This is a genomic window from Streptomyces sp. NPDC006259 (assembly GCF_042870975.1).
In the GTDB taxonomy this organism is placed as follows: domain Bacteria; phylum Actinomycetota; class Actinomycetes; order Streptomycetales; family Streptomycetaceae; genus Streptomyces.
This window is the reverse complement of record NZ_JBIAHY010000013.1, coordinates 22517-45241: the sequence shown is the minus strand read 5'-3', so window position 1 is coordinate 45241 and position 22725 is coordinate 22517. Positions and strand designations below refer to the sequence as shown.

Here is a 22725-nt window from a genome sequence, read left to right as displayed (position 1 = left end):
GGCTACGCCGAGGCGATCCGGCACAGGCAGAACGGGTGCCCCGCCGGATCGGCGTACACCTGGAAGTCCTTCTTCTCCCGGTCCTCCAGGTCCAGCGGCCGCGCGCCCAGCTCCAGCACGCGCGCGTGAGCCGCGTCGACCTCCTCCCAGGTGGCACCGGCGTCGAAGTCGAGGTGGAACTGCTGCGCGTTGCGGTCGGCCCGCGGCCACTCGGGCGGGGTCAGCCCCTCCGCCCGCTGGAAGGCCAGCCGGGGACCGCCGGGCACCTGGAGGACGTACCAGTCCTCGGCGCCCTCCTCGGCCTCGGGAGTACCGCCCACGACAGCGGCGTAGAACTCGGCGAGGGCGCGCGGGTCGGGGCAGTCGAGCACGACGGAACGCAGTCGGACGGCGGGTGCCATGGGCAACTCCTCGGTCGGTGTGCGACGGACACGTGGGCGACCGAGTGCCCGGACGGGCCGCCGCCGTAACCCACAGCGGGTTCACACGTCACGCGGCGCCCTGGTGCGGCAGAATGCGGGTGACGCCGGTTCGGCCGACTGAGCCTCGGCCGAACCGGCGTCACCCGTGTCCGGCCCCGCCCCGGGCGGCCTCCCCGAACCCGGCCTTCTCAGGCGGTCGGGCGTCCCATCGCGCGGTACGTCCAGCCCGCCTTGCGCCACAGCACCGGGTCGAGCGCGTTGCGCCCGTCCAGGATCAGCCGCGCGGTCGCGACCTCGCCGAGCGCCGCCGGGTCCAGCTCCCGGAACTCCCGCCACTCCGTCAGGTGCAGGACCACGTCGGCGCCCCGGACGGCCTGGAGCGCCGAGTCGGCGTAGCCGAGCGTCGGGAAGACCCGGCGGGCGTTGTCCATGCCCTTGGGGTCGTAGACGGTCACCTGGCCGCCCTGGAGGTGGATCTGCCCGGCGACGTTCAGCGCCGGCGAGTCCCGCACGTCGTCCGAGTCCGGCTTGAAGGTCGCGCCGAGCACGGCGACCCGCTTGCCGAGGAACGGACCCCCGCCCAGCGACTGCCGGGCCAGTTCCACCATCTGCCCGCGCTGACGCATGTTGATCGAGTCGATCTCCCGCAGGAACGTCAGCGCCTGGTCCGCGCCCAGCTCACCCGCGCGCGCCATGAACGCCCGGATGTCCTTGGGCAGACAGCCGCCGCCGAAGCCGATCCCGGCCCGCAGGAACTTCTTGCCGATCCGGTCGTCGTACCCGATGGCCTCCGCCAGCTTGGCCACGTCGCCGCCGGCGGCCTCGCAGACCTCCGCCATCGCGTTGATGAAGGAGATCTTCGTGGCGAGGAAGGAGTTCGCCGAGGTCTTCACCAGTTCGGCCGTCGGGAAGTCGGTGACGACGAACGGCGAGCCCTCCCCGACCGGCCCGGCGTACACCTGCCGCAGCGTCCGCTCGGCCCGCTCGCTGCGCACCCCGACCACGATCCGGTCCGGGTGCAGGGTGTCCTGCACGGCGAACCCCTCACGCAGGAACTCCGGGTTCCACGCCAGCTCGGCGTCCTCGCCGGCCGGCGCCAGCTCCGCGATCGTGCGGGCCAGCCGGTCCGCGGAGCCCACCGGCACCGTCGACTTGCCCACCACCAGCGCGGGCCGCTCCAGATGCGGGGCGAGCGAGGCGATCGCCGACTCGACGTACGACATGTCGCAGGCGTACTCGCCGTGCTTCTGCGGGGTGTTGACACACACGAAGTGGACGTCGCCGAACGCGCCGACCTCCGCCCAGTCCTGGGTGAAGCGCAGCCGACCGCTGGAACCCTCGAACCCGGCGACGTGGCGCCGCAGCAGTTCCTCCAGGCCCGGCTCGTACATCGGGGTCTCGCCCCGCTCCAGCATCTCGATCTTCTCGCGCACGATGTCGAGCGCCAGTACCTCGAAGCCCAGCTCGGCCATGGCCGCGGCGTGCGTGGCACCGAGATAACCGGTGCCGATCACGGTGATCTTGAGGGCCATGCGTGCTCCTGGGTGGGCGGGGCGGGACCGGATGCGCGCAACGAGCATAGTCGGGGCGTACCCGGGCCCCTCACCGGGCAGTTCACCGGTGTGGCCGCCCCTGTCGCCAAGCTCACGTATCACTCGCGTGGGCAGGCCTCTAAAATTTGAGTTACTTAACGGTAATTAGCGAGAGCACACCCAGCGTTCTTGGAGCGTGAGAGACCTTGGCCGGATCGGCTGACTTCGACCTGTACCGCCCGTCCGAGGAGCACGACATGCTCCGGGACGCCATCCGCTCGCTGGCCGAGGCGAAGATCGCGCCGTACGCCGCAGCGGTCGACGAGGAGGCCCGTTTCCCCCAGGAGGCCCTCGACGCGCTGGTCGCCAGCGACCTGCACGCGGTGCACGTCCCCGAGGAGTACGGCGGCACCGGTGCCGACGCGCTCGCCACGGTCATCGTCATCGAGGAGGTGGCCCGCGCCTGCGTGTCCTCCTCCCTGATCCCGGCCGTCAACAAGCTCGGCTCGCTCCCGGTGATCCTGTCCGGCTCCCAGGACCTGAAGAAGAAGTACCTGTCGCCGCTGGCCAAGGGCGACGCGATGTTCTCCTACTGCCTCTCCGAGCCCGACGCCGGCTCCGACGCGGCCGGCATGAAGACCCGCGCCGTGCGCGACGGCGACCACTGGATCCTCAACGGCGTGAAGCGCTGGATCACCAACGCGGGCGTCTCCGAGTACTACACGGTGATGGCCGTCACCGACCCGGCCAAGCGCTCCAAGGGCATCTCGGCGTTCGTCGTGGAGAAGTCCGACCCGGGCGTCTCCTTCGGGGCTCCGGAGAAGAAGCTCGGCATCAAGGGCTCCCCGACCCGCGAGGTCTACTTCGACAACGTCCGCATCCCCGCCGACCGCATGATCGGCGAGGAGGGCACCGGCTTCGCCACCGCGATGAAGACGCTGGACCACACCCGCATCACCATCGCCGCCCAGGCCCTCGGTGTCGCCCAGGGCGCCTTCGACTACGCCAAGGGCTACGTCACCGAGCGCAAGCAGTTCGGCAAGGCGATCGCCGACTTCCAGGGCATCCAGTTCATGCTCGCCGACATGGCCATGAAGATCGAGGCCGCCCGCCAGCTGACCTACGCCGCCGCCGCCAAGTCCCAGCGCGGCGACAGCGACCTCACCTTCCAGGGCGCGGCGGCCAAGTGCTTCGCCTCCGACGTCGCCATGGAGGTCACCACGGACGCCGTCCAGCTCCTCGGCGGCTACGGCTACACCCGCGACTACCCGGTCGAGCGGATGATGCGCGATGCCAAGATCACCCAGATCTACGAGGGCACGAACCAGGTGCAGCGGATCGTGATGGCAAGGAACCTTCCCTAGCAGGGTTTTTGCAGGTCAGGGGGGCGAGGGTCCGCATGGGCATCCTGGGCTTTCCGTCCGTCGCGGCCTGATCAGGGCCGTTCCTGGGCGTCATGCTGAGGGAATCCTGGGCGGACGCCGGGCTGGAAACGGCCACTGACCTGCACAGACAACGCAGCCCCCGGCGTGATGCCGGGGGCTGTTGTCGTATGCGGATCAGGCAACCTCTGATGCCTCCGTAGGGTCGTCGGCGCCGGGCGATGGCGGCCCGGCAGCGCTGCTCGGCCCCTTCGGAGATGTAGTGGAGTGCACCCCCAGTACGTCCGTACTGCTGTGGCCCATCCAGTCGGCCACGTCGTTCTCGGGGACTCCGGCGTACAGCAGCCGCGACCGGTAGTGGTGCGGAGTGAGTGAGCCTTAGTTGCTTCGACTACGGAGCAGGGCACGTCAGTTCAGGCCTCAAGCGATTCGGGGAACACGTCACCACCGCCAGCGACAGGTACGAGGGCCGTTCGAGGTAGAACCCGAGTGACACATCAGTCCCCGAACCCAACTGCTCAGCAGCGGAGTTGATCAGGGCGGCCAGACGGGTGGTGTCACGGTCCCTCTCCGAGGCGAACCGGGGCGCGCACTCCGCCAACCGCTCTCCGAGCCAGGCCGCCCCTTCCTTCGCCTCATCCCACGTGCCACGAACCAACGAACGCGGCTTGACCAGCCAATACGCAGTTTCCAGCGGAGGGAGATCAACGGTTGGGAACTCCGCCGCCACTTCCCGGTAGCGCTGGATGAGTTCCGGATTGCTTCCGGCCGGGGGCGGCTCGGGATGTGGGGGCCGCCGTAGCGCTTCCTGGTCGAAACGCTGTTTCGGACCGGTCCACAGATAGCCGTGATGGTGCACCAGCGTTCCCGTTCAATCCTCTTGAGGGGCGAAGGGCCAGCCGGCCCCGACCCGATGGAGGGATGGGCCGGGACCGGCTGGAGAGGGGTGGGTCAGACGGACAGACCGAACCGCGCCGGGTCGATCCCGGCCGCGTCCAGCTCCTCCGTGGTGAACCTCAGCGGCTCGGCGCCCGGCCGCTTGCTGTCACCCAGAGCCCATGCGTCGTCGCCGATGCGGGCCAGGGTCACGCACCCTTCGGTGCAGGGGCCGCCGCACGCCTTCACGAACGAGGCCCCGTCGGTGTCGAGCGCGTACAGGTCGGTTCCGTTCAGCATCACTGCGCCTTCCTGCTCAACTGATCGCGGCCATGGCTGACCGCCGCCGCCCATGTCGGGCGGGAGTTCATGGAGGAGAGGGAGAGACTTCAGCGCCTGGAACCCTGGCCGCGTTCCGTGCAGCGCCGGCACTCGCATGGCGGCCAAGCGCTGGTGAGCAACGGCGGAAGATCGTCCGTCGTGGCCACGGCCTGCTCCGGCCCCCAGGTCTGCCCTGAGTCGCGAGAGACCCGCATGGTCATCAGAGGGCGGTCGGCGAAGAGCCCTGAGCCTGTTCCCTTGTTCATGACGCGTGCGCCACGGCGTGGTGCCGGCGCATCCGTACGTTGGCGTCGGATACGGCGCTGTAATCGAACCTGGAGCGGGCGTTCTCGCGTGCTACCGATAGGGACAGGCAGTCAGCGCAGCCGGGTTCGGGCGACTGCTCGCGAGGTGGCTCCGACAGGCACGTCCGTGCTGTCGTGTGGGTTCCAGGATCGGAATTTCTCTCTTCGCTCTCCATGGCGCCATCTTCGACGGGCCACGGATGCGGCTCTAGCCTGTTTCCTGTTCCCGCAAAAAGTCGTCGCGGATACCTTCGACCAGGCCCCGCATGCGGTCACCCGACAATGCCACTCGTTCGAATCCCTCGAACTTTTCGACGTAGAGACCGACGTCCCTCGGGTCCGTTACGGCTACCTCGGCGTGGACGGTCTCGACCGTGACCATTCGATCGTCGCGGATGACGAATGCATGATTCGCAATGTCGCGCTGCTGAATCCGCAACGGGACTATGCGGATGTCCACATGAGGCAGGCGGGAAAGGGAAACGATTCGGTCGAGCTGTGCCGCCATCATCTGTGGCGGGACAATGCGCCACCGCAGGACAGGCTCCGTGATGATGAACCGCAGCGACTTGGCGTTGTCGTACAGGACCGCTTGCCGTTCAAGCCTGCCATTGATTGTCCGGGAGAGAGAGTCCTCGCTCAGATCGTGCCGTTGGAGCACGGCACGGATGTACTCCGGCGTCTGGAGCAAGCCCGGCACCAGGGCCGGTTGGAACAGCCGGAGCGTGGACATCTGGGCTTCAAGGGCCTTGGCGGCCTGCTGGCCCTTGTGGACTCCGATGCGCTTCAACAGGCGCCATGCCGTTGCCTCCGTTGCCGATGCCCGCGCAGCCTCGGTGTACTCCGCCTTGGCCTCATCAGAGACACCGATGGCGGTCAGGATGCGCTCCACGTCCGTCGCGCTGGCCGCGAGCCTCGCGTTCTCGATCTTGGACAGCTTGGACGGAGACATGAGGGCGCTGCGGGCCACCGCTTTGGCCTCCTTGCCGGAAGCTACTCGCAGGGCCCGCAGCGCGGCCCCAAGCTGTGCTCTGTTCACGCTCCGTACTTGTCCCACCATCGCGTGAACGGTTCCGCGTGGGTGAGTGCCGCGTCACGGTGCCCGTTGAACTCCGCCGTTCGTTCCGATGGCAGAACGTCCGAGCCCAGGTACTTTCCGGCGCCGTCGTAGTTCATCAAGGCCACGGACTCGGAGTCGAAGAGCCAGAAGTCAGGTACGCCCTGTAGGGGGTTCGGCCTGTCGGTGACGTCCAGGATGAAGAACTCCTCACCCCCGGACATGTTCTTCCGGTACCCCCATCCGAGTTCGAACCTGAGATAGTCCGTGAGCGGCCGGCGCAGAATGTGAACCCGGCAGACTCGTTTCCCTTTTCCGGTGTGTGAGCGGAGTTGTTCGACCCAGCCAGCGTTGTAGTCGTCCGGCTGCGGCTCCCCGGCCAGGAACGCGCGATAGGCGTCGACGTTCCCCGACTTGCTGTAGTCGTCGAGGGTTTCGAGCCGGAACGCCTCACGCTGGAACGTGTCGAAGAGGTCGCCAAGGGTCCTAGATGAGGTCGTCACGGATGGCCTTCTGGATCAGTTCGATCGGGATCTCGACCAGGGTTTCGTGAGCGGGAATCCGAAGCCCGTGGTCGGTCGGAGTCTCCCCCTGAACCAAGAGCGTGCCGCGATCCGTCGCGTAGATCGTCGGGCAGTCCTTGATGTCGCACGTGCTGACCAGCTTGGTGACCTTCATGGTCTGGGTTCCCCTCTCCCGTGCTGCCAGTACCCCGCATCTGGGTCGATGCTCCCGAGGTCAGGGCGAGCGGGTCAAGCGATCACGGTTGACGGAACGGGAAACCGCGTAACCTCCCGGAGCCTGCCCCGGCGCCCCCGCGCCGTACGACGGTCGCCCCCGCCCGATTCCTCGGGCGGGGGCGACCGTCGTACGCGGGCCGTCCTAGCGGAACAGCGGCTCCAGCGCCTTCTCCAGATCGGCCGCCGCGCGGAAGTGCACGGCCGTCATGCCGAGGGCGGTGGCCGCCTCCACGTTCTCCAGGGTGTCGTCGACGAACAGGCAGCGGTCGGGGCGTACGCCCGCCCGTGCCGCGCCCAGTTCGAGGATGCGGCGGTCGGGCTTGGTGATGCCGACCCGGGCGCTGCTGACGACGTGGTCGGCCAGCTCCGTCAGGCCCATGGCCTCCAGGTCGCGCTCCAGACCGAGCGTGGCGTTGGTGACGAGGACCAGCGGCACCCGGACGCGGGCCCGGCGCAGCAGTTCCAGCACGGTCCCGTCGGCCCGGAAGGGCGACTCCAGCAGGGCGGTGCCCAGCGCCCAGCCCGTCTCCTCGTCCACGAGCCCGGTCAGCCCGCTCGCGACGGACGCCACCCACTCCTGCTCGGTGATCCGGCCCAGCAGCAGCGGCCGGTCGACCTCGGGGGAGAACGCCACCTTCCTGGTGGTGCCCTCCGCGATCCCCGCGAGCCGCTCCAGCGACTCCAGGTGGGTGGAGTCGAAGGTGCGGATCACATTGTCGACGTCACACAGGACGGCGTCGTAGGGCCGTGCGGCGGCGGGCCGGTCAGCCACCCGACACCGTGACCTTCTCGTCGTTCTTCAACTCGCTCACCAGCTGCTTCACCTTCGCCTTGTCCCAGACGAGGTTGCCGCCGCTGGAGCCGGAGATGGGCATGTTCATCGACTTGCCGTCGCCGCCGTTGACGCCCTTCATCGCGAAGAACATCGACCCCAGGTCGTACAGGCCCATGTCCTTGTCGACGATGAGGGTGTCCAGACCGGCGCTCATGGTCGGGTACAGCTTGAAGGGGTTGAGGACCGTGCCCGGCGTGGCCACCTGGCCTGCGAGGGCCGCGAGGAACTTCTGCTGGTTCTTCGTGCGGTCCAGGTCGGAACCGGCGAGCGCGTACCGGGTGCGGACGAAGGCGAGGGACTCCTCGCCGTTCAGGGTCTGCTTGCCCTTCTTGAAGTCCGCCCCGGACTTGGTGTCCTTGATGTCCTGCGGGATGTCGATCTCGACGCCGCCGACCGCGTCCACGATGTTCGCGAAGCCGGCGAAGCCGATCTCCACGTAGTGGTCGATGCGCAGCCCGGTGTTGAACTCCACCGTGCGGACGAGCAGCTCCGGGCCGTCCATCGCGTACGCCGCGTTCAGCTTGGTGTGCCGGCCCCTGCCCTCGTAGCGCTTGCCGGACTCCGAGCCCACGAACGAGGGGATCTCCACGTCCGAGTCGCGGGGCAGCGAGATGAGCGTGTCGCCGTTGGAGCCGGTGTGCAGGATCATCATCGAGTCCGTGCGCTTGCCCTCGGCGGAGCCGGTGTGCAGCTCCTTCTTCTCCTCGGCGGACATGCCCTCGCGGCTGTCGGAGCCGACGATGAGGTAGTTGGTGCCCTCGCCGCCCTCCGGCCGGTCGATGACCTTCGACAGGTCGACCTCGCGCTGCAGCTTGGAGTCGGCCCAGAAGTACGTTCCGACGGTCGTCACGACCAGGACGGTCACGACGCTGATCGCCGTCCACTTGATGCGGCGCCGCCAGTTCGGCGCGGGGCGCGCGGCCCGGCCGTCGTGGCCGCCCGGCCCGTCGGATCCGCCGCCGCCGTAGACCTGGCCTGTGCTGTACCCGCTGTCGTAGCCGGTGTTGCGGGCGTTGGTGTAGTCACCGCCGTCGCCGTAACCCTGGCCGTCGACGTACGACGGCTGCGGCGGGACGCCGGCGCCCTGCGGCGGGGCGGCCGGACCGCGGCGGACCTGTCGCATCACGCGCGCGCCCTCGGGCTGTGCGCTCGCGCCGCCGTTTCCGTACCCGGAGCCGCGGTTGTTGTCGGACCATCCCTCGGGCCAGTCATTCATGCGCCCAGTGTGCAGGGCGGCGCCGTGTCGCATACAGGGGCGTCGGAGAATCAGGGCTCCGCTGTTGCCAACCTGACACAAAGTCCCGGCTTGTCCGCCTCGGCATAAGGTGGAGGACATGACAGACCAGGTCACCACAGTGGACTCGGACACCTCGGACATCCCGGGTAAGCCCACCTCCGCGTCCCGCACCACGCTCAGCCACATCATGAGCCACAACGACACCAACCTGCTGGGCACGGTGCACGGTGGCGTGATCATGAAGCTCGTCGACGACGCGGCGGGCGCGGTGGCCGGACGGCACTCCGGCGGCCCCGCCGTCACCGCGTCCATGGACGAGATGGCGTTCCTGGAGCCGGTCCGCGTCGGTGACCTCGTCCATGTCAAGGCCCAGGTCAACTGGACCGGCCGGACCTCCATGGAGGTCGGCGTCCGGGTCCTGGCCGAACGCTGGAACGAGTCCGCTCCCCCCACCCAGGTCGGCTCGGCCTACCTCGTCTTCGCCGCCGTCGACGCCGACGGCAAGCCCCGCCGCGTCCCCCCGGTCCTCCCCGAGACCGACCGCGACCGCCGCCGCTACCAGGAAGCCCAGATCCGCCGCACCCACCGCCTGTCCCGCCGCCGCGCCATCATGGAACTGCGGGAGCGACGCGCGGCGGAGGGCTTCGACGACTGAGGCGGCGCCGCCGCCCCGGTCTCAGGAGCAGCCCACCTCGTCGCCCCGGACCACCGCGGACTCGCCCTGCTCCGGGTCGTCCGCCCGGACCCTGCGGACCTGGTGGGCCTCCGCGCCGGCGGTGACCCTCAGCGTGGGACCGAGGCCCGGGACGGGGCGCAGTTCGCTGCCGGGGAGGGCGGCGGCCAGGGACTGCGCGGAGCGGTCCCAGCGGGGGTCGTGGGAGATGACCGTGCGGCGCACCGAGGTGGAGCGCGCGGTGGTCGGCCGCCCGGTGGTGCGGAAGCCGGTGGCCCGCAGCGCCGCGTCGACCCGCTTGGCCAGGCCGGAGGCGCGCGTGCCGTTCTCCACCTGCACGCTGATCTGCTGCGGGGCCACCTCCACGCGGACGGCCGTGGCGCGGGCCCGCGGCGTCGTGGCCAGGGGCCTGTCGTCGCGCAGGGCCTTGAAGAGGTGCTCGGAGCGGACGGGGTCCCACTTCACGGTCGAGCCGACGCCCTCGACGGCGTAGCCCAGCCGCCCGATGGGGACGGTCGCGAACTCCGAGGAGGAGGGGGAGAAGGTGCGCATCGCCCGCCCGAGGTCCAGCAGTTCCTCCGTGCCGAAGCCGCGGTCGGCCCGCACCGAGCCCAGCACCGCCCGTGCCACGTCGCGGAACCTCAGCGGGTTGAGCAGGATCCCGGAGGAGGTCGCCCGGTCCACCAGCCCCGCCAGGAACCGCTGCTGCCGTTTCATGCGGCCGAGGTCGGAGGAGGCGTCGGCGTGCCGGGAGCGGACGTACTGGAGGGCCTCGCCGCCCCGCAGGGTGTGGTCGCCGGGGGCGAGGTCGAGGCCGGTGTAGGAGTCCGTCAGCCGCTGGTCCGTGCAGATCTTCACACCGCCCAGGACGTCGACGGTCTTCATGAAACTGGTGAAGTCGACCTCCAGGTAGTGGTCGATCTTCACGTGGGTCATGTTCTCGACGGTCCGCACGGTCAGCTGGGGGCCGCCCTCCGCGTACGCCGCGTTGATCTTGATGGGGTGGCCGCGGTGCTTCTCGCCGGTGGTCCGGTCGGTGTGCGGGGGCGTCTCGGCGTAGGAGTCGCGCGGCAGGCTGACCACGCTCGCCCGCTCCCGGTCCTCCGAGATGTGCACGATCATCAGCGTGTCGGTGCAGTGGCAGGGCGCGCCGCCGAGCCGGTAGCGCTGCCGCTCGTCCTCGGTGATCCGGTCGCGGCCGTCGGTGCCGACCATCAGCACGTTCATGCCGTGACCGGCTCGCGGGCGGTTCTTCATGTCCTTGAAGGGGTCGACGCGGGCGATCCCGGAGTCGAGGCTGGCGACCAGGGAGTGGCCGATCCCGGCGGATGCCAGCACGACGACCGACAGCGTCATGGTCGCCCGCATGGCCCAGCGGGGACGTTTCTTCGGCGCGGAGCCGGCCAGCCGGCGCTGCGGGCGGCGCGGCGGCCGGGAGGCGGGGGACCGGGGCGGAGTGGGGGACAAGCGGGTCACCTCCGGGCGACGGCCGTACGAGGCGTACGAGGGGAGCCGTGAGCACCGTAGGCCGATACGATCTGCCGCCCGCCGCAGGGCACCCGGCGGCGCGCACCCGTGTCCCCCGTTCGCGGTAACGTGATGCCCCTATGAACGCGAAGTCCGACGTGCAGCTCCCCGCCGTGTCCGTGATCATGCCCGTCCTCAACGAGGAGCGGCATCTGCGCGGAGCCGTCCAAGCGATCCTCGCCCAGGAGTACGCCGGCGAGATGGAGGTCGTGATCGCCCTCGGTCCGTCCACGGACCGCACGGACGAGATCGCCGCCGAACTCGTGGCCGAGACCGGGTCCCGCCAGAACAAGCGCGTGCACACCGTCCCGAACCCGACGGGCCGTACCCCCGCCGCGCTGAACGCCGCGATCAAGGCCTCGCGCCATCCGGTCGTCGTCCGCGTCGACGGGCACGGGATGCTCTCGCCGAACTACATCGCCACCGCCGTACGGCTCCTGGAGGAGACCGGCGCGCAGAACGTCGGCGGCATCATGCACGCCGAGGGCGAGAACGACTGGGAGCACGCGGTCGCCGCGGCGATGACCTCGAAGATCGGGGTCGGCAACGCCGCCTTCCACACCGGGGGAGTGGCCGGCCCGGCCGAGACCGTCTACCTCGGGGTGTTCCGGCGCGAGGCGCTGGAGCGACAGGGCGGCTACAACGAGGAGTTCGTCCGGGCCCAGGACTGGGAGCTGAACTTCCGCATCCGTGAGGCCGGCGGCCTGATCTGGTTCTCACCGGAGCTGAAGGTGTCGTACCGCCCGCGGCCCACCGTCAGGGCGCTCGCCAAGCAGTACAAGGACTACGGCCGCTGGCGGCACGTCGTCGCCCGCTACCACGAGGGCTCCATCAACCTGCGCTACCTCGCCCCGCCGGCCGCGGTCTGCGCGATCGCCGCCGGGACCGTGGTCGGCGCGGTCCTCACCCCGCTCGGCTTCCTGGTCCCGGGCGGCTACCTCGCGGCGATCGTCCTCGGCTCGCTGCCGGCCGGCCGGGGACTGCCGCTGAAGGCCCGCCTGCGGATCCCCGTGGCCCTCGCCACCATGCACATGTCGTGGGGCTTCGGCTTCCTGACCAGCCCGAAGTCGCTGGCGAGGAAGGTCATCGCCTCCCGCCGGCCGGCCGTGCTCAGCTCGCACTGAGCACCGCGCGGCGGCGGAAGGGCCCGGTCTACCAGGTGTAGTCCGGGTCCACGTGCATGCACTGGCTGGTGTCGGCGGCGTTCATCGTCTCCGCCGAGGTGGGCGTCCTGTCGTCCTGCACCGGCGCCTTGTACGCCGTGCCCGAGCGCCAGTCGGCGCCCACGAAGAGGGTGACCCCGGAGACCTCGGTGGACTGCTTCACCTGGCCCGTCGGGATGCCGAGGACCTTCGCCACCCGCAGGGCGTCGGCCTGGAGATCGGCGCTCGGGTAGCGGATCACCGTCGTCTTCTCGGAGTCCGCCGGGGAGGTGTCCGCCTTGGCGTCGGTGAAGCCCTTGCCGACCAGCAGCTCCGTCACCGCGGTGGCCCGTCCGCGGGCCGCGCCCAACGCGTCGGTGTACGTGCCGTTGTGGACCTGTACGGCGATCTCGGCGTCCGCGGCGGCCGCGTCCGTGATGGTCGGGGACGGGCTCGCGGTGGCCTTCGCGGCGTCCTTGCCGTCCAGGGCGATGTCCTCGCGCACCAGCCGGAACAGCTTCGCGGCGTCCCCGGTGGGCACCACCCGGCCGGTCTGGACGGTGTCGTACCGGTTGGGCATCGTCGTCATGGTGATGCGCTCGGTGGGCACCTTCTGGAGTTCGGTCGCCAGGTCGTACATCTTCTTGATGGTGTTCAGACCGTCGTCGACGGTGATGGCCCGCGTGGCCGCCTCGGCGAGCCTGCGCAGCCCGTTGGGGTTGGTCAGCTTCGCCTCCGAACGCAGCTGACGGACCATCGAGTTCATGTACATGTGCTGAGCCTTGGCGCGCGCCAGGTCGGTGTCGTCCTCGAAGCCGTAGCGGGTGCGCAGCCATTGCAGGGCCTGCTTGCCCTTGATGTCGTGGGTGCCCTCCGCCAGCTTCAGGCCCGAGCCCTTGCCCGTGCCGGTGTGCGAGTAGACGTTGGCGTCCACGCACACCGGGACGCCCCCGATGGCGTCCGCCATCGAGACCACACCGGCGAAGTCGATCATCATGAAGTGGTCGATGTGGATGTCGGTGAGCTTCTCCCAGGTGGCCACCGTGCAGCCCGGACCGCCGCGGCCCAGCGAGGAGTTGGTGATCTCCCGGGTGAGCGCCCGGTACACCTCGCCGGTGTCGGGGTCCGTGCACCTGGGGATGGGGAGCAGGGTGTCGCGCGGCATGCTCACCACCGACATGTTGCTGCGGTCCGCGGAGACGTGCAGCAGCATCTGGACGTCGGCGAGCGGGGTGCCGTTGAAGGTGTCCCTGGCCCCGCCGAGTTTCTGGTTCTCCGCGGTGTCCCGGGCGTCCGAACCGATCAGCAGGATGTTCAGCGCCTTCTGCCCGGCCTCGTTGGTCCTGGTCTCGGCCGCCCGGTCCTTCGCGTCGCCCAGGTTCAGCCGGTCGCTCCTGATGTTCGCGTTGAGGTGCTCGTAGTAGAGGTATCCGGCCCCCGCGCCGCCGAGTATCACCAGCGAGAGCACGGTCGCCGACCAGCGCAGCACGCGCCGTCTGCGCCGTCTGCGGTCGATGCCGCGGCCGGCTCTGCGCCCGCCCTCATCGGCTTCGCCGCCCGCTTCCTCCCCGGTCGTCGTCGTGTCGTCCGCCGCCGTGGACGTGCTGTCCCCGGCTCCGGGATCCGTCCCCCGTACAGTGCTCCGCCCCACTGGCCCTGCCCCTCCCCGCCGTGCGCCTGACATGACACGGGCCCGTCCCGCGTCAAGTCAGACGCTTGACGGGCCCGCAGGGTTACCTACTTGGCGCACTCGACCTTGTCCGCCGTGGACTTGTCGACCGTGTCCGGCACGGTCGTCGGGGCCGTGAGCGAGACGCCCGCGCCTTCGAAGTCCTTGCCCAGTGTCAGGGTCATCGTCGGCAGACCCTGGGCGTTGGTGACGCTCTCGCCGGGCTTCAGCGCGGTCCCGGGCAGCCCCATGACGGCGGCGAGCTTGCGTGCCTGGGCGGCCTGTTCCGGCGCGTATTCGAGCGTCGTCCTGCTGAGTACCTTGGGCGCGTTGCCCGCGTTCTCGGACTTCGTCACCCCCGCATCATTCTGCAGCCAGCTGAGAGTGGCCTGTGCGCTGCCGGACTCGGCGCCGCCGTTCATGATCCGCACCCGCACCTCGGAGGCCGCGGACCGGGTGCCCTTGAGGCGGGCCGCGGCGGCCGCGGCGGCCGCGTCCTTCGATGCCTTCGCCTGCTCCTTCACCTCGGTGAAGGACACGTCGTCCTGGATCATCCGGAAGACGGTGGGCGCCGTCCCCTTGTTGAGGACGACGGTGGCCTTGACCTTCTCGGCCGGGTTGTCGACGACGGGCACCGTGGTGAACGTCAGGTTCTTGGTGTTGAGCTTGCCCAGCTCCAGGCCGAGGTCCTTGAGCTTGGTGATGCTGTCCAGCTGGGAGTCGACGGTGAGGGCCTTCGTGCCCGCCTCCGCCAGCTTGATCATCTTGGTGGGGCTGGTGAGCGTGTCGTTCGACTTCAGCTTGCGCATCAGCGAGCCGAGGAACTGCTGCTGGATCGCGATGCGGCTGAGGTCGCCGCCGAAGCCCACCGAGTGCCGGGTGCGCAGGAACGCCAGCGCCTGCTCGCCCTGGATGGTGTGCGTGCCCTCCGACAGCTTCAGATGCGAGTCCGGGTCGTCGATGTCCTTGGCCAGACACACCTCGACCCCGTCGACCGCGGTCGTCAGCGTCTTGACCGCGTTGAAGTCGGCCACCATGAAGTTGTCCGGGGTGATGCCGGTCAGCTCCGTCACCGTGCGCATGGTGCAGCTGGGCGTACGGCCGTCCTGGCCGAGACTCGTGTTGAAGCGGACGCCCACCGTCCCCTTGATGATCTCGCTGCTGCCGTCCTCCTGCTCGGTCGGGCAGTCGGGAACGTCCACGATCAGGTCGCGCGGGATGCTCAGCGCGGTCGCGTTCGTCCGGTCCTTGGAGACGTGCAGCAGGATCGTCGTGTCGGCGTGGCCCGCGCTGCCGGAGTCGCCGTAGCCCTCGTTGCCCGCGCCGGTGCGCTTGTCGGTGCCGATCAGCAGGATGTTGATCGCCTTGTCCTTGCTGAAACCGCCGGTGCTCGCGCCGTCGTCGGAGACGGAGGTGATGTTGTCGTTGAGGTGCTCGAGATAGAGGTAGGCCCCACCGGCGGTGCCGACCAGGACGAAGGCCATGACCCCGCCGGTCCACAGCAGGGCCTTCTTCGTCCTCGACTTCTTCTTCACCGGCCGACGCCCGCGCCTGCCCGGCGACGGCTCCTCCGGCACGCCCCGCCGACGGCGCGGCCCCGGCACCTCCGGAGCGTCCCGCTCCGGAGCCGTCGTACGGCTGCCCGCGGCGGACTCCGGCTCGGCCGCCCTGCGCCTGCCCGGGGCGGGTTCGGTATCAGCCGTCCCGCGCCTGCCCGCGGCGGACTCGGGCTCCGTCCCGGCGGCCGCCGCACGGGCGGATCGGCTGCGGGGTCCGGGGACCGCCGACTGCGGTGCGGAAGGGGTCAGTCGCAGTTCGTATTCGCCGGTGTCCGGATTGAGCACCCACTGGTCTGCGGGGTCGATGTTGTCCGCCCGCCCACGGCCTTGCGCGTCCACGGTTGTCCGAATCCTCCGTCGGGGCCACGCGGCGCCTTTCCCCCTCCAAGGCGCTCGGGTCTCGGTCACGCAGTGCTCGGCCCCAGAAAGGTCCTCAGGCCGGATGCACCGGATCGCTCACACTATCCGCCAAGTTCGGCGCGAAGCGACGACGGTGACAAACTCCACGTCCCTACAACCGGGCAATACGGTCTATTTTCTTGAACTGGAGTTCGCCGTGACCGGCCCCCTTGGCAAGCGCTTTACCCGTCACCGCGGACACGGCTCACGTGCAGGTGTGATCGCCCGCCGTGTTCCCCCGGAAAGTCGGCACCGAGGGGCTCGGCGACGCGTACCGATCGTGATCGGGCGACTCCGCAGAGGTGGGTTTCCCGGGGTCCTTGCCGGTGACGGAGACGGGCGCGTCCGTCCTCAACCGTTCGAACAGCCTCTCCGCAGCGGGCTCCACCAGTTGGTCGCGATTGGAGTTGTAGACATACGACTCCCGCGGAACGGTCAGAAACCGCACCTGTTCGGTGGGAATGTCACGCAGGCCGCGCACGAGTTCGTAGAGGCCGCGCAGGCTCGCCAGATCCGGATCGGTGGTGAGCGAGGACGTGGCCGCGTCCAGCACCGGATACAGCTTCACCGGATTCAGCAGGACGTCATTGCTCTGCGCCTTGTTGACGAGCGCGCCGAGGAACCGTTGCTGCCGGTCCATCCGGTCGGTGTCGCTGCCGTCGCCGAGGGTCTTGCGGGCACGGACGTAGCCGAGGGCCTGTTCGCCGTCGAGCGTCACCCGCCCCGCGGGCAGCCGCAGCTTGGCCGCCTCGTCGCGGATGGGCTCCTTGAGGCACACCTCGACCCCGTCGAGAGCGTCGACCATCTCCTTGAAGCCGTGGAAGTCGACGACCACGTGATGGTCGATCCGGATGTCCGTCAGCTTCTCCACGGTCCGGATCGTGCAGGCCGAACCGCCCGTCTGGAAAGAGTAGTTGAACATCGCGAACATCGGCGCCGACCGGGAACCGTCCGGCCGCCGGCAGGCCGGCACGTCCACCATGAGGTCGCGGGGTATCGACACCGCCGTCGCACCGCGCCGCCCGGCGGACAGATGCAACAGGATCGTCGTGTCCGACCGCTCGGTCCCCGAATCCCGCCCGTACTCGCCGTTGCCGTCCCCCGCGCGCGAGTCCGAACCGATCAACAGCACGTTCTGCGCGTCCTTCACCAGCGCGGTCGGCCGCTCCCTCGCGTACCGCGCCAGCTCCGCCGCGGCCGCCTCGTCCGCGGTGATGTTCCCGTCGAGCCGCGCGTACACCACCCACCCGGCCACCCCGGCGCCCACCACCAGCAGCCCCACCACCCCCGACCCGACCCCCACCCACCGCCGCCGACGCCGCCGCACCAGCCCCACCCCGAGAGCGGAGGCCCCCGCCCCCGGCCCGGAAGGCTCGCCGGCCCCCGGCCCGGGAGGCTCGGTGACCCCCTCGCTCCCACTCACGCCGGCACCCACCCCTCCCACTCACCGGACCTCACCGGACGAAAACGCCGTGCAGTCCCTACGACGATGCCGCGAGCGGGGGCGCGGCGCGGGCGGGGAGGGGCCGGACGGGTGACGGGGCGATGGGTGATGGGTGATTGGGCGACGGGTGAGGGGCGTCTGCCGGGGCGCCGGTCACCGGTTCGACCGGCAGAGCCGGGAGCGGCTGTAGGCGGGTGCCGGGGTGAGGGTGGGCGCGCAGGGGAACGGCCGGGTCGGGAAAGGGCGTGCTGGGGGTGACGGGCATCGGCCGGGCGCCGGCCCGCCGCGCTGGGGTGACCGTCCGCCGTCGCGCTGCCCTTGCCGAGCCCCTTCGCGGCGGGATGGCCGGTGGCTGAGGGAGCGGCCTGGGGACGGCCTCGCGGCGGCGGGACGCCGTTGCCGCCGCAGCCGCCGGTCGACCTGGGGCGAGCTGTCGGTCCGGCTGCGGCGGGACCGTGGCGGTCGGCCTGGCTGGGACCCCAGCCGCCGGTTCCGGCTGCGGCCGGGCCGTGGCCGTCGAGCGAGCCGGACGCCGCTGCCCCCGCGGCCGTCGCTGAGGTGAGTCTGCCGGTCGAGCCGTGCGCGCAGGCCGGGCCGGTCCCCGCTCCGCCACGTCGGTCGACGGGGCCGCGGCTACCAGGCCGTCGTCGTCACCCGTTCGCTGTCGATGCGCCGGGTGAGGGTCTCCTCCGACGCCTGATCCAGGTTCCGGCACAGGACGACGGAGCCGCCGGTGGCCAGAGGGGCGTACAGGCCGGCGCTGAGGCCCTCCCAGGTGTCGTACGGAAGGCCCGACAGGAGGCGGGAGCCGGGGCCCGTGAGGCCGAGGACGGGCGCGTCGGCGCGGGCGCGCTCCACCAGTTCCGCGCTCGTGTACTCCGCGCCGGCCACGATCAGCGCGGGCGCCTCGGGGTCGACCGGCGCGTACGGCGCGAAACGGTCGCCGTGGGTCGGGACGTCCACCGCGTAGTCGGCGTATCCGTCCGGCGGCGCCGGGACGAACCGCCGGCCGAGCGGGGCGAGCGACAGCGCGTACCGCTCGCCCCGGCACGCCAGCCCCGCCTCGAACCGGCCGGGCCCGGCCACCACGAAGTCCGCGCGGGCCGGATCACCGGCCACGTCCGCGACGACCCCGACCGACGAACAGGCCACCAGCCACACCGCCGCCTGCCAGTGCGCGGGCAGCAGCAGCGCGACGCGGTCCCCGGGCTCGGCGGACAGCCCGTCCTGGAGGAGGTTCGCGGTCTTGGCCACCCAATTGGCGAAGGTGGCCACGGACAATTCGACCCGTTCGCCCGTGGCGTCGTCGTAGAAGGTCACCAGGGGGCGCGCGGGATCCGCGGCGAGCGCGGAACGCAGCAGGTCGGCAGGGGTGCGGTCAGTGGCGTTCACCCGCGTCAGCGTACGCGCCACCCCTCGGCGAACACCCGTCACCGGGCCACCGGTTCGGCCGAACGCCCTTCGACGCCCCGTCAAGTCACCGATGGACAGAAATGTATGACTATGTCCAGGATCGGTGGCATGCGTGGACTGCTTGCTTCCTCGATCGGCGTCACCTGTGCGGCCGCACTAGCCCTCCCGCTGACGCCCCCCGCCTCCGCGGTGACGGCGCGTCCGGCGCCGGCCGTGCAGGCGGCGCCCGCCGCGGCCCGGCCCGCCGGCCCCGCCGCCCCGCTCGCCGGCAGCACCCAGTCGCTGCCCCTGACCCCCCTCGCCCGCGACCGGGCCCCCGGCGGCACCGGAGCGGAACAGGGCCTGCCCCGCCGGGACGTACGGTCCTTCTCCCTCCTCGGCGTCGTCTGGGACGACCCGGACGCCGAGCTGCACGGCCGCGTCCAGGTCCGTACCCGTGCCGCCGGCACCGGCACCTGGTCCGACTGGCAGGACGTCGAGACGCACAACGCCGACCACGGCGCCGACCCCGACACCCCCGAACGGGCCTCGGGTCACGTCCGCGGTGCCACCGCCCCCCTGTGGGTGGGGGAGTCCGACGGCGTCGAGGTCCGCGTCAGTCCCCAAGCCCAGCGGCGTACGGAGGACACCGCCGGCGGCGCCCGCACCATGTCCTCGCTCCTCGGGCTCCCCTCCGGGATGCGCCTGGAACTCGTCGATCCGGGCACCGAACCGGCCCGCGCCCCCGCGGGCCCTCCCGGCAGCCGGGCCGCGACCGCCCAGGCCCCGGCCGGCCCCCGGGCCGACGCCCCGGACGCGGCGGTGGACGCGGAGGCGGGCATGGCGGCGGAACTGGCCGAAGGCACGGCCGAGGACACGGCCGCCGGTACCGCCTCCGCCACGACGGCCGAGTCGATCGCCGCCTCCGCCGCCAACACCGGCCTCGCCCCCCTGGGCGCCACCGAGATTCCCGCCCTCGACCGCGCGGGCACCGAACGCGAACTCCTCACCCTCCGCTCGGGGGAACTGACGGCGGCTCAGCGCGCCAAGCCGTACATCGGCCCCCGTCCCGGCATCGTGACCCGCCGCGGCTGGGGTGCCGACGAGAACCTGCGGGAGAAGGGCTTCGTGTACACCAAGAAGGTCAAGGCGGCCTTCGTGCACCACACGGCCTCGGGCAACAAGTACACGTGCTCGCAGGTGCCGTCCCTCATCCGCGGTATCTACCGCTACCACGTCAGGAGCATGGGCTGGCGGGACATCGGCTACAACTTCCTCGTCGACAAGTGCGGCACCATCTACGAGGGCCGCGCGGGGGGTGTGGCGAAGGCCGTCCTCGGCGCCCACACCCTCGGGTTCAACAGCAACAGCATGGGGATCGCCGTCCTGGGCACGTTCACCACCGCCAAGCCGCCCGCCGCCGCGGTCAAGGGCATCGCCCGCCTGACGGCATGGAAGCTGGGTCTGTTCGGCGCCAATCCGAACGGAAAGACCTACCTGACGTCCGGCGGTGGCAATCTCTACCAGAAGGGCAAAAGCGTACGGCTGCACGTGATCTCCGGACACCGCGACGGCTTCGCCACGGAATGCCCGGGCCGGCAGCTCTACGGCAAGCTCGGCTCGGCCCGTTCGACCGCGGCCGGCTACCAGGGCCGCTGACGTCAGGACGCCGTCGGGGGGACCCCGGGTGCGACACCGCACGGCCATCGGAATCGCCACACCACGGTCTGCATACACTGGCCGGCCGAAAGACAGTTCGGCCGGTCCCGGCAGGAAGCAGAGACGAAGGTGACAGAAGCGATCCTCCTGGTCGGCGGCAAGGGCACCCGGCTGCGCCCGCTCACGGTGCACACGCCCAAGCCCATGGTCAGGGCGGCGGGGGTGCCGTTCCTCACGCACCAGCTGGCGCGGGCGAGAGCGGCGGGCGTGGACCACATCGTCCTCGCGACGAGCTATCTGGCGGAGGTCTTCGAACCGTACTTCGGCGACGGTTCCTCGCTGGGCCTGCACATCGAGTACGTCACGGAGGACGAGCCCCTCGGCACCGGCGGCGCCATCCGCAACGTGGCGTCCCGGCTCCACTCGGGCCCCGACGACCCGGTGCTGATCTTCAACGGCGACATCCTCACCGGCCTGGACATCGAACGCCTGGTGGCCACCCACGAGGCGACGGCGGCGGACGTCTCCCTGCACCTCACGAAGGTGACGGACCCGAGGGCGTACGGCCTGGTCCCCACCGACGACACGGGCAGGGTCCTGGCCTTCCTGGAGAAACCCCAGACCCCCGAGGAGATCGTCACCGACCAGATCAACGCGGGCGCGTACGTCTTCCGCCGCTCGGTCATCGACACCATCCCGGCCGGCCGGCCGGTCTCGGTGGAACGCGAGACGTTCCCCGACCTCCTCTCCGCCGGAGCCCACCTCCAGGGGATGGTCGACTCGACGTACTGGCTGGACCTGGGCACCCCGGCGGCGTTCGTCCGAGGCTCGGCGGACCTGGTCCTCGGCCGTGCCCCGTCCCCCGCGGTCCCCGGCCGCTGCGGCGACCGGCTGATCCTCCCGACGGCCACGGTCGCGCCCGACGCGAAGCTGACCGGCGGCACGGTGGTCGGCGAGGGCGCGTTCGTCGCGGAGGGCGCGCGCGTCTTCGGCTCGACGATCCTCCCCGGCGCGGTCATCGAACCCGACGCCGTCATCACCGACTCCCTCATCGGCACCCGAGCCCGTGTGGGCGAACGCTCGGTCCTCACCGGCACGGTCATCGGCGACGGCGCGGTGATCGGCGCCGACAACGAACTCCGCGACGGAGCGAGGGTGTGGTGCGACGCGAGAATCCCGGCGGCCGCCCTGAGGTTCTCCTCGGACCGGTGACGGCCGGACGGGAGGCGCCGCCCGTGCCGCCCCCGCCCGTCCGGTGGCTGCGACGGCCGCCGAGTGGCGGGACCTGAGGACGAGGCCCGTTCAGGGCCGGAAGGTGGGTCCGGGGCGGTGGCCTCGGGCGGTGGCCTCGGGCGGTGGCCACTCAGGGTTCAGGAGGAGGCGGAGCGGGACGGAGGGGGACGGGACAGGGGCGGGAGGGACGGAGCGGAAGGGGCGGGAGGGACGGGAAGGGGCGGCTGGGGCGAGACCTTCGACGTCACCCACCCTCCCCGGGACACCCTCAAAGCCCTCGAATGTCCCCCACCGACATCCGGGGAGCCCGCCGCGCCGGCGTCCTCCCGCTCAGCAGGATCAGCCGTGCGGCCCGATGCCGCTGCCCCGCGTAGGGCTCCAGCAACGCCAGCATGGCCGCGTCGTCCGCGGACCGGTCCCCCGCCAACGCCCACCCCACGATCCCCGGCAGATGCAGGTCCCCCACGGTCACCGCGTCCGCCGCCCCGTGGCTGCGCTGCACCACCTCCGCGGACGTCCAGGGCCCGACCCCCGGCACCACCTCCAGCCGGGCCTGCGCCTCCGCCGGAGGCATCCGCACCGCCTCCTCCAACCGCGCGGCGACCCGCACGGCCCGCAGAATCGTCGAAGCCCGCTTGTTGTCGACCCCCGCCCGATGCCACTCCCAGGACGGAATCAGCGCCCAGGTCCGGGCCGCCGGCATCACCCACAGCCGCCCACCCGCCGCGGGCCCCGGCGCCGGCTCCCCGAACTTGCGCACGAGCAGCCGCCACGCCCGGTACGCCTCGTCGGTGGTGACCTTCTGCTCCAGGACCGAGGGGATCAACGACTCCAGCACCAGCCCGGTCCGCAGCAGACGCAGCCCCGGCCGCCGATGCCGGGTCACGGCCAGGAGCCGGCGCCGAGGCACGAAGGCGTCGGGATCGTCGCAGGCCCCGAGCAGCTCGGGCAGCCGCTCCAGCAGCCATTCGGCACCCGGCCCCCAGGCCTCCCCCCGTACGGCACCCTCGCCGGGCAGCACGTGGACCCGCAGGGTGCCCGGCCCGCCGGGCGTCAGACTGGCCCGCCAGAACGACCCGTCGGGCATCGCCCGGAACGTCGGATCGGCGGGCCCGCGCCGAAGCGGCCCCAGCACCAGCCCGAGATCCAGCGGCCCCTCCGGCACCCAGGTCCGCACCCGCCCGCCGGCGGACGCCTGCCGAGGCACAGCGGAGGGCACGGCGACCTGCCCGCCGCGCACGGTCGTACGCGAGGTGTGAGGGTCGAATCGTCCTGCCACGAATGAGGTCCTAGCTGGATGGGTTGCGGGGTCTGCGATCCG

General features: G+C 71.0%; 20 protein-coding genes. 5 read left to right on the top strand and 15 right to left on the bottom strand.

All coding sequences use genetic code 11. From position 1 onward, the window contains the following. Window positions 1–2: 2 nt before the first annotated feature. Complete coding sequence (locus ACFYO5_RS36685; protein WP_388717789.1) at window positions 3–401, bottom strand: VOC family protein; 399 nt, start codon at window positions 399–401, stop codon at window positions 3–5. A 209-nt stretch (window positions 402–610) separates the two neighbouring features. After that, a complete protein-coding gene (locus tag ACFYO5_RS36680) occupies window positions 611–1954 on the bottom strand; it encodes a UDP-glucose/GDP-mannose dehydrogenase family protein (RefSeq protein WP_356568576.1) in 1344 nt (447 codons plus the stop codon). Window positions 1955–2160: 206 nt separating this feature from the next. On the opposite strand from ACFYO5_RS36680, the gene ACFYO5_RS36675 reads away from it, so the two are divergent. After that, window positions 2161–3318 (top strand): acyl-CoA dehydrogenase, encoded by a 1158-nt coding sequence (locus ACFYO5_RS36675; RefSeq protein ID WP_388717786.1) that lies wholly within the window; start codon window positions 2161–2163, stop codon window positions 3316–3318. Between the two features lie 409 nt (window positions 3319–3727). On the opposite strand, the gene ACFYO5_RS36670 is transcribed toward ACFYO5_RS36675, so the two are convergent. The 7 genes from ACFYO5_RS36670 to ACFYO5_RS36640 all read right to left on the bottom strand — a co-directional run bounded on the left by ACFYO5_RS36670 (window position 3728) and on the right by ACFYO5_RS36640 (window position 8686). After that, window positions 3728–4195 (bottom strand): hypothetical protein, encoded by a 468-nt coding sequence (locus tag ACFYO5_RS36670; protein WP_388717783.1) that lies wholly within the window; start codon window positions 4193–4195, stop codon window positions 3728–3730. 92 nt (window positions 4196–4287) lie between these two features. Then, entirely contained in the window at window positions 4288–4512 is a 225-nt protein-coding gene (locus ACFYO5_RS36665) for a DUF397 domain-containing protein (protein WP_356568570.1), read from the bottom strand. Window positions 4513–5046: 534 nt separating this feature from the next. Then, a complete protein-coding gene (locus ACFYO5_RS36660) occupies window positions 5047–5877 on the bottom strand; it encodes a helix-turn-helix domain-containing protein (RefSeq protein WP_388717780.1) in 831 nt (276 codons plus the stop codon). Further along, complete coding sequence (locus ACFYO5_RS36655; protein WP_388717776.1) at window positions 5874–6398, bottom strand: DUF6879 family protein; 525 nt, start codon at window positions 6396–6398, stop codon at window positions 5874–5876. Before ACFYO5_RS36655 ends, ACFYO5_RS36660 begins: the two co-directional genes overlap by 4 nt. After that, the gene (locus tag ACFYO5_RS36650) at window positions 6382–6573 is read right to left on the bottom strand and encodes a hypothetical protein (protein ID WP_356568564.1); all 192 of its coding nucleotides are present in this window, start codon (window positions 6571–6573) and stop codon (window positions 6382–6384) included. Before ACFYO5_RS36650 ends, ACFYO5_RS36655 begins: the two co-directional genes overlap by 17 nt. Before the next feature lie 204 nt (window positions 6574–6777). Then, window positions 6778–7407, bottom strand: a complete 630-nt coding sequence (locus tag ACFYO5_RS36645; protein WP_388717774.1) for an HAD-IA family hydrolase — start codon at window positions 7405–7407, stop codon at window positions 6778–6780. Then, a complete protein-coding gene (locus ACFYO5_RS36640; RefSeq protein WP_388717771.1) occupies window positions 7400–8686 on the bottom strand; it encodes an LCP family protein in 1287 nt (428 codons plus the stop codon). The genes ACFYO5_RS36645 and ACFYO5_RS36640 overlap by 8 nt, the downstream gene beginning before the upstream one ends. 118 nt (window positions 8687–8804) lie before the next feature. Between ACFYO5_RS36640 and ACFYO5_RS36635 the strand changes: the two genes are divergently transcribed. Further along, window positions 8805–9362: an acyl-CoA thioesterase gene (locus ACFYO5_RS36635; protein ID WP_356568558.1), complete on the top strand. Its 558-nt coding sequence runs from the start codon at window positions 8805–8807 to the stop codon at window positions 9360–9362. Window positions 9363–9383: 21 nt separating this feature from the next. Here ACFYO5_RS36635 and ACFYO5_RS36630 read toward each other — a convergent pair whose 3' ends face one another. Continuing rightward, the gene (locus tag ACFYO5_RS36630; protein WP_388718074.1) at window positions 9384–10748 is read right to left on the bottom strand and encodes an LCP family protein; all 1365 of its coding nucleotides are present in this window, start codon (window positions 10746–10748) and stop codon (window positions 9384–9386) included. A gap of 239 nt (window positions 10749–10987) precedes the next feature. On the opposite strand from ACFYO5_RS36630, the gene ACFYO5_RS36625 reads away from it, so the two are divergent. Next, window positions 10988–12031, top strand: a complete 1044-nt coding sequence (locus ACFYO5_RS36625) for a glycosyltransferase family 2 protein (protein WP_388717767.1) — start codon at window positions 10988–10990, stop codon at window positions 12029–12031. 28 nt (window positions 12032–12059) lie between these two features. On the opposite strand, the gene ACFYO5_RS36620 is transcribed toward ACFYO5_RS36625, so the two are convergent. From ACFYO5_RS36620 to ACFYO5_RS36605, 4 genes are all read right to left on the bottom strand, one after another. Continuing rightward, window positions 12060–13733: an LCP family protein gene (locus ACFYO5_RS36620; protein WP_388717764.1), complete on the bottom strand. Its 1674-nt coding sequence runs from the start codon at window positions 13731–13733 to the stop codon at window positions 12060–12062. A gap of 53 nt (window positions 13734–13786) precedes the next feature. Next, a complete protein-coding gene (locus ACFYO5_RS36615; RefSeq protein WP_388717761.1) occupies window positions 13787–15616 on the bottom strand; it encodes an LCP family protein in 1830 nt (609 codons plus the stop codon). Window positions 15617–15881: 265 nt separating this feature from the next. Further along, window positions 15882–17012 (bottom strand): LCP family protein, encoded by a 1131-nt coding sequence (locus ACFYO5_RS36610; protein ID WP_388717759.1) that lies wholly within the window; start codon window positions 17010–17012, stop codon window positions 15882–15884. 741 nt (window positions 17013–17753) lie between these two features. Further along, window positions 17754–18512 carry a TIGR03089 family protein gene (locus tag ACFYO5_RS36605; protein ID WP_388717756.1) on the bottom strand — a complete coding sequence of 253 codons (759 nt, stop codon included), beginning with the start codon at window positions 18510–18512 and terminating at the stop codon, window positions 17754–17756. Window positions 18513–18641: 129 nt separating this feature from the next. Here ACFYO5_RS36605 and ACFYO5_RS36600 point away from each other — a divergent pair, with 129 nt between their 5' ends. Together ACFYO5_RS36600 and ACFYO5_RS36595 are read left to right on the top strand one after the other, a co-directional pair. Further along, entirely contained in the window at window positions 18642–20171 is a 1530-nt protein-coding gene (locus tag ACFYO5_RS36600) for a peptidoglycan recognition protein (protein ID WP_388717753.1), read from the top strand. 129 nt (window positions 20172–20300) lie between these two features. Next, a complete protein-coding gene (locus ACFYO5_RS36595) occupies window positions 20301–21383 on the top strand; it encodes a sugar phosphate nucleotidyltransferase (protein ID WP_388717750.1) in 1083 nt (360 codons plus the stop codon). Between the two features lie 289 nt (window positions 21384–21672). Here ACFYO5_RS36595 and ACFYO5_RS36590 read toward each other — a convergent pair whose 3' ends face one another. Then, window positions 21673–22683 (bottom strand): DNA-3-methyladenine glycosylase family protein, encoded by a 1011-nt coding sequence (locus ACFYO5_RS36590; RefSeq protein WP_388717747.1) that lies wholly within the window; start codon window positions 22681–22683, stop codon window positions 21673–21675. Window positions 22684–22725 lie beyond the last annotated feature (42 nt).

Bases quoted from the DNA above. Each gene is read 5' to 3' on its own strand.
- ACFYO5_RS36640 (WP_388717771.1), bottom strand. From the start codon at position 8,686: ATGAATGACTGGCCCGAGGGATGGTCCGACAACAACCGCGGCTCCGGG.
- ACFYO5_RS36635 (WP_356568558.1), top strand. From the start codon at position 8,805: ATGACAGACCAGGTCACCACAGTGGACTCGGACACCTCGGACATCCCG.
- ACFYO5_RS36600 (WP_388717753.1), top strand. From the start codon at position 18,642: ATGCGTGGACTGCTTGCTTCCTCGATCGGCGTCACCTGTGCGGCCGCA.
- ACFYO5_RS36650 (WP_356568564.1), bottom strand. From the start codon at position 6,573: ATGAAGGTCACCAAGCTGGTCAGCACGTGCGACATCAAGGACTGCCCG.
- ACFYO5_RS36625 (WP_388717767.1), top strand. From the start codon at position 10,988: ATGAACGCGAAGTCCGACGTGCAGCTCCCCGCCGTGTCCGTGATCATG.
- ACFYO5_RS36685 (WP_388717789.1), bottom strand. From the start codon at position 401: ATGGCACCCGCCGTCCGACTGCGTTCCGTCGTGCTCGACTGCCCCGAC.
- ACFYO5_RS36665 (WP_356568570.1), bottom strand. From the start codon at position 4,512: ATGCTGAACGGAACCGACCTGTACGCGCTCGACACCGACGGGGCCTCG.
- ACFYO5_RS36630 (WP_388718074.1), bottom strand. From the start codon at position 10,748: ATGCGGGCGACCATGACGCTGTCGGTCGTCGTGCTGGCATCCGCCGGG.
- ACFYO5_RS36620 (WP_388717764.1), bottom strand. From the start codon at position 13,733: ATGTCAGGCGCACGGCGGGGAGGGGCAGGGCCAGTGGGGCGGAGCACT.
- ACFYO5_RS36680 (WP_356568576.1), bottom strand. From the start codon at position 1,954: ATGGCCCTCAAGATCACCGTGATCGGCACCGGTTATCTCGGTGCCACG.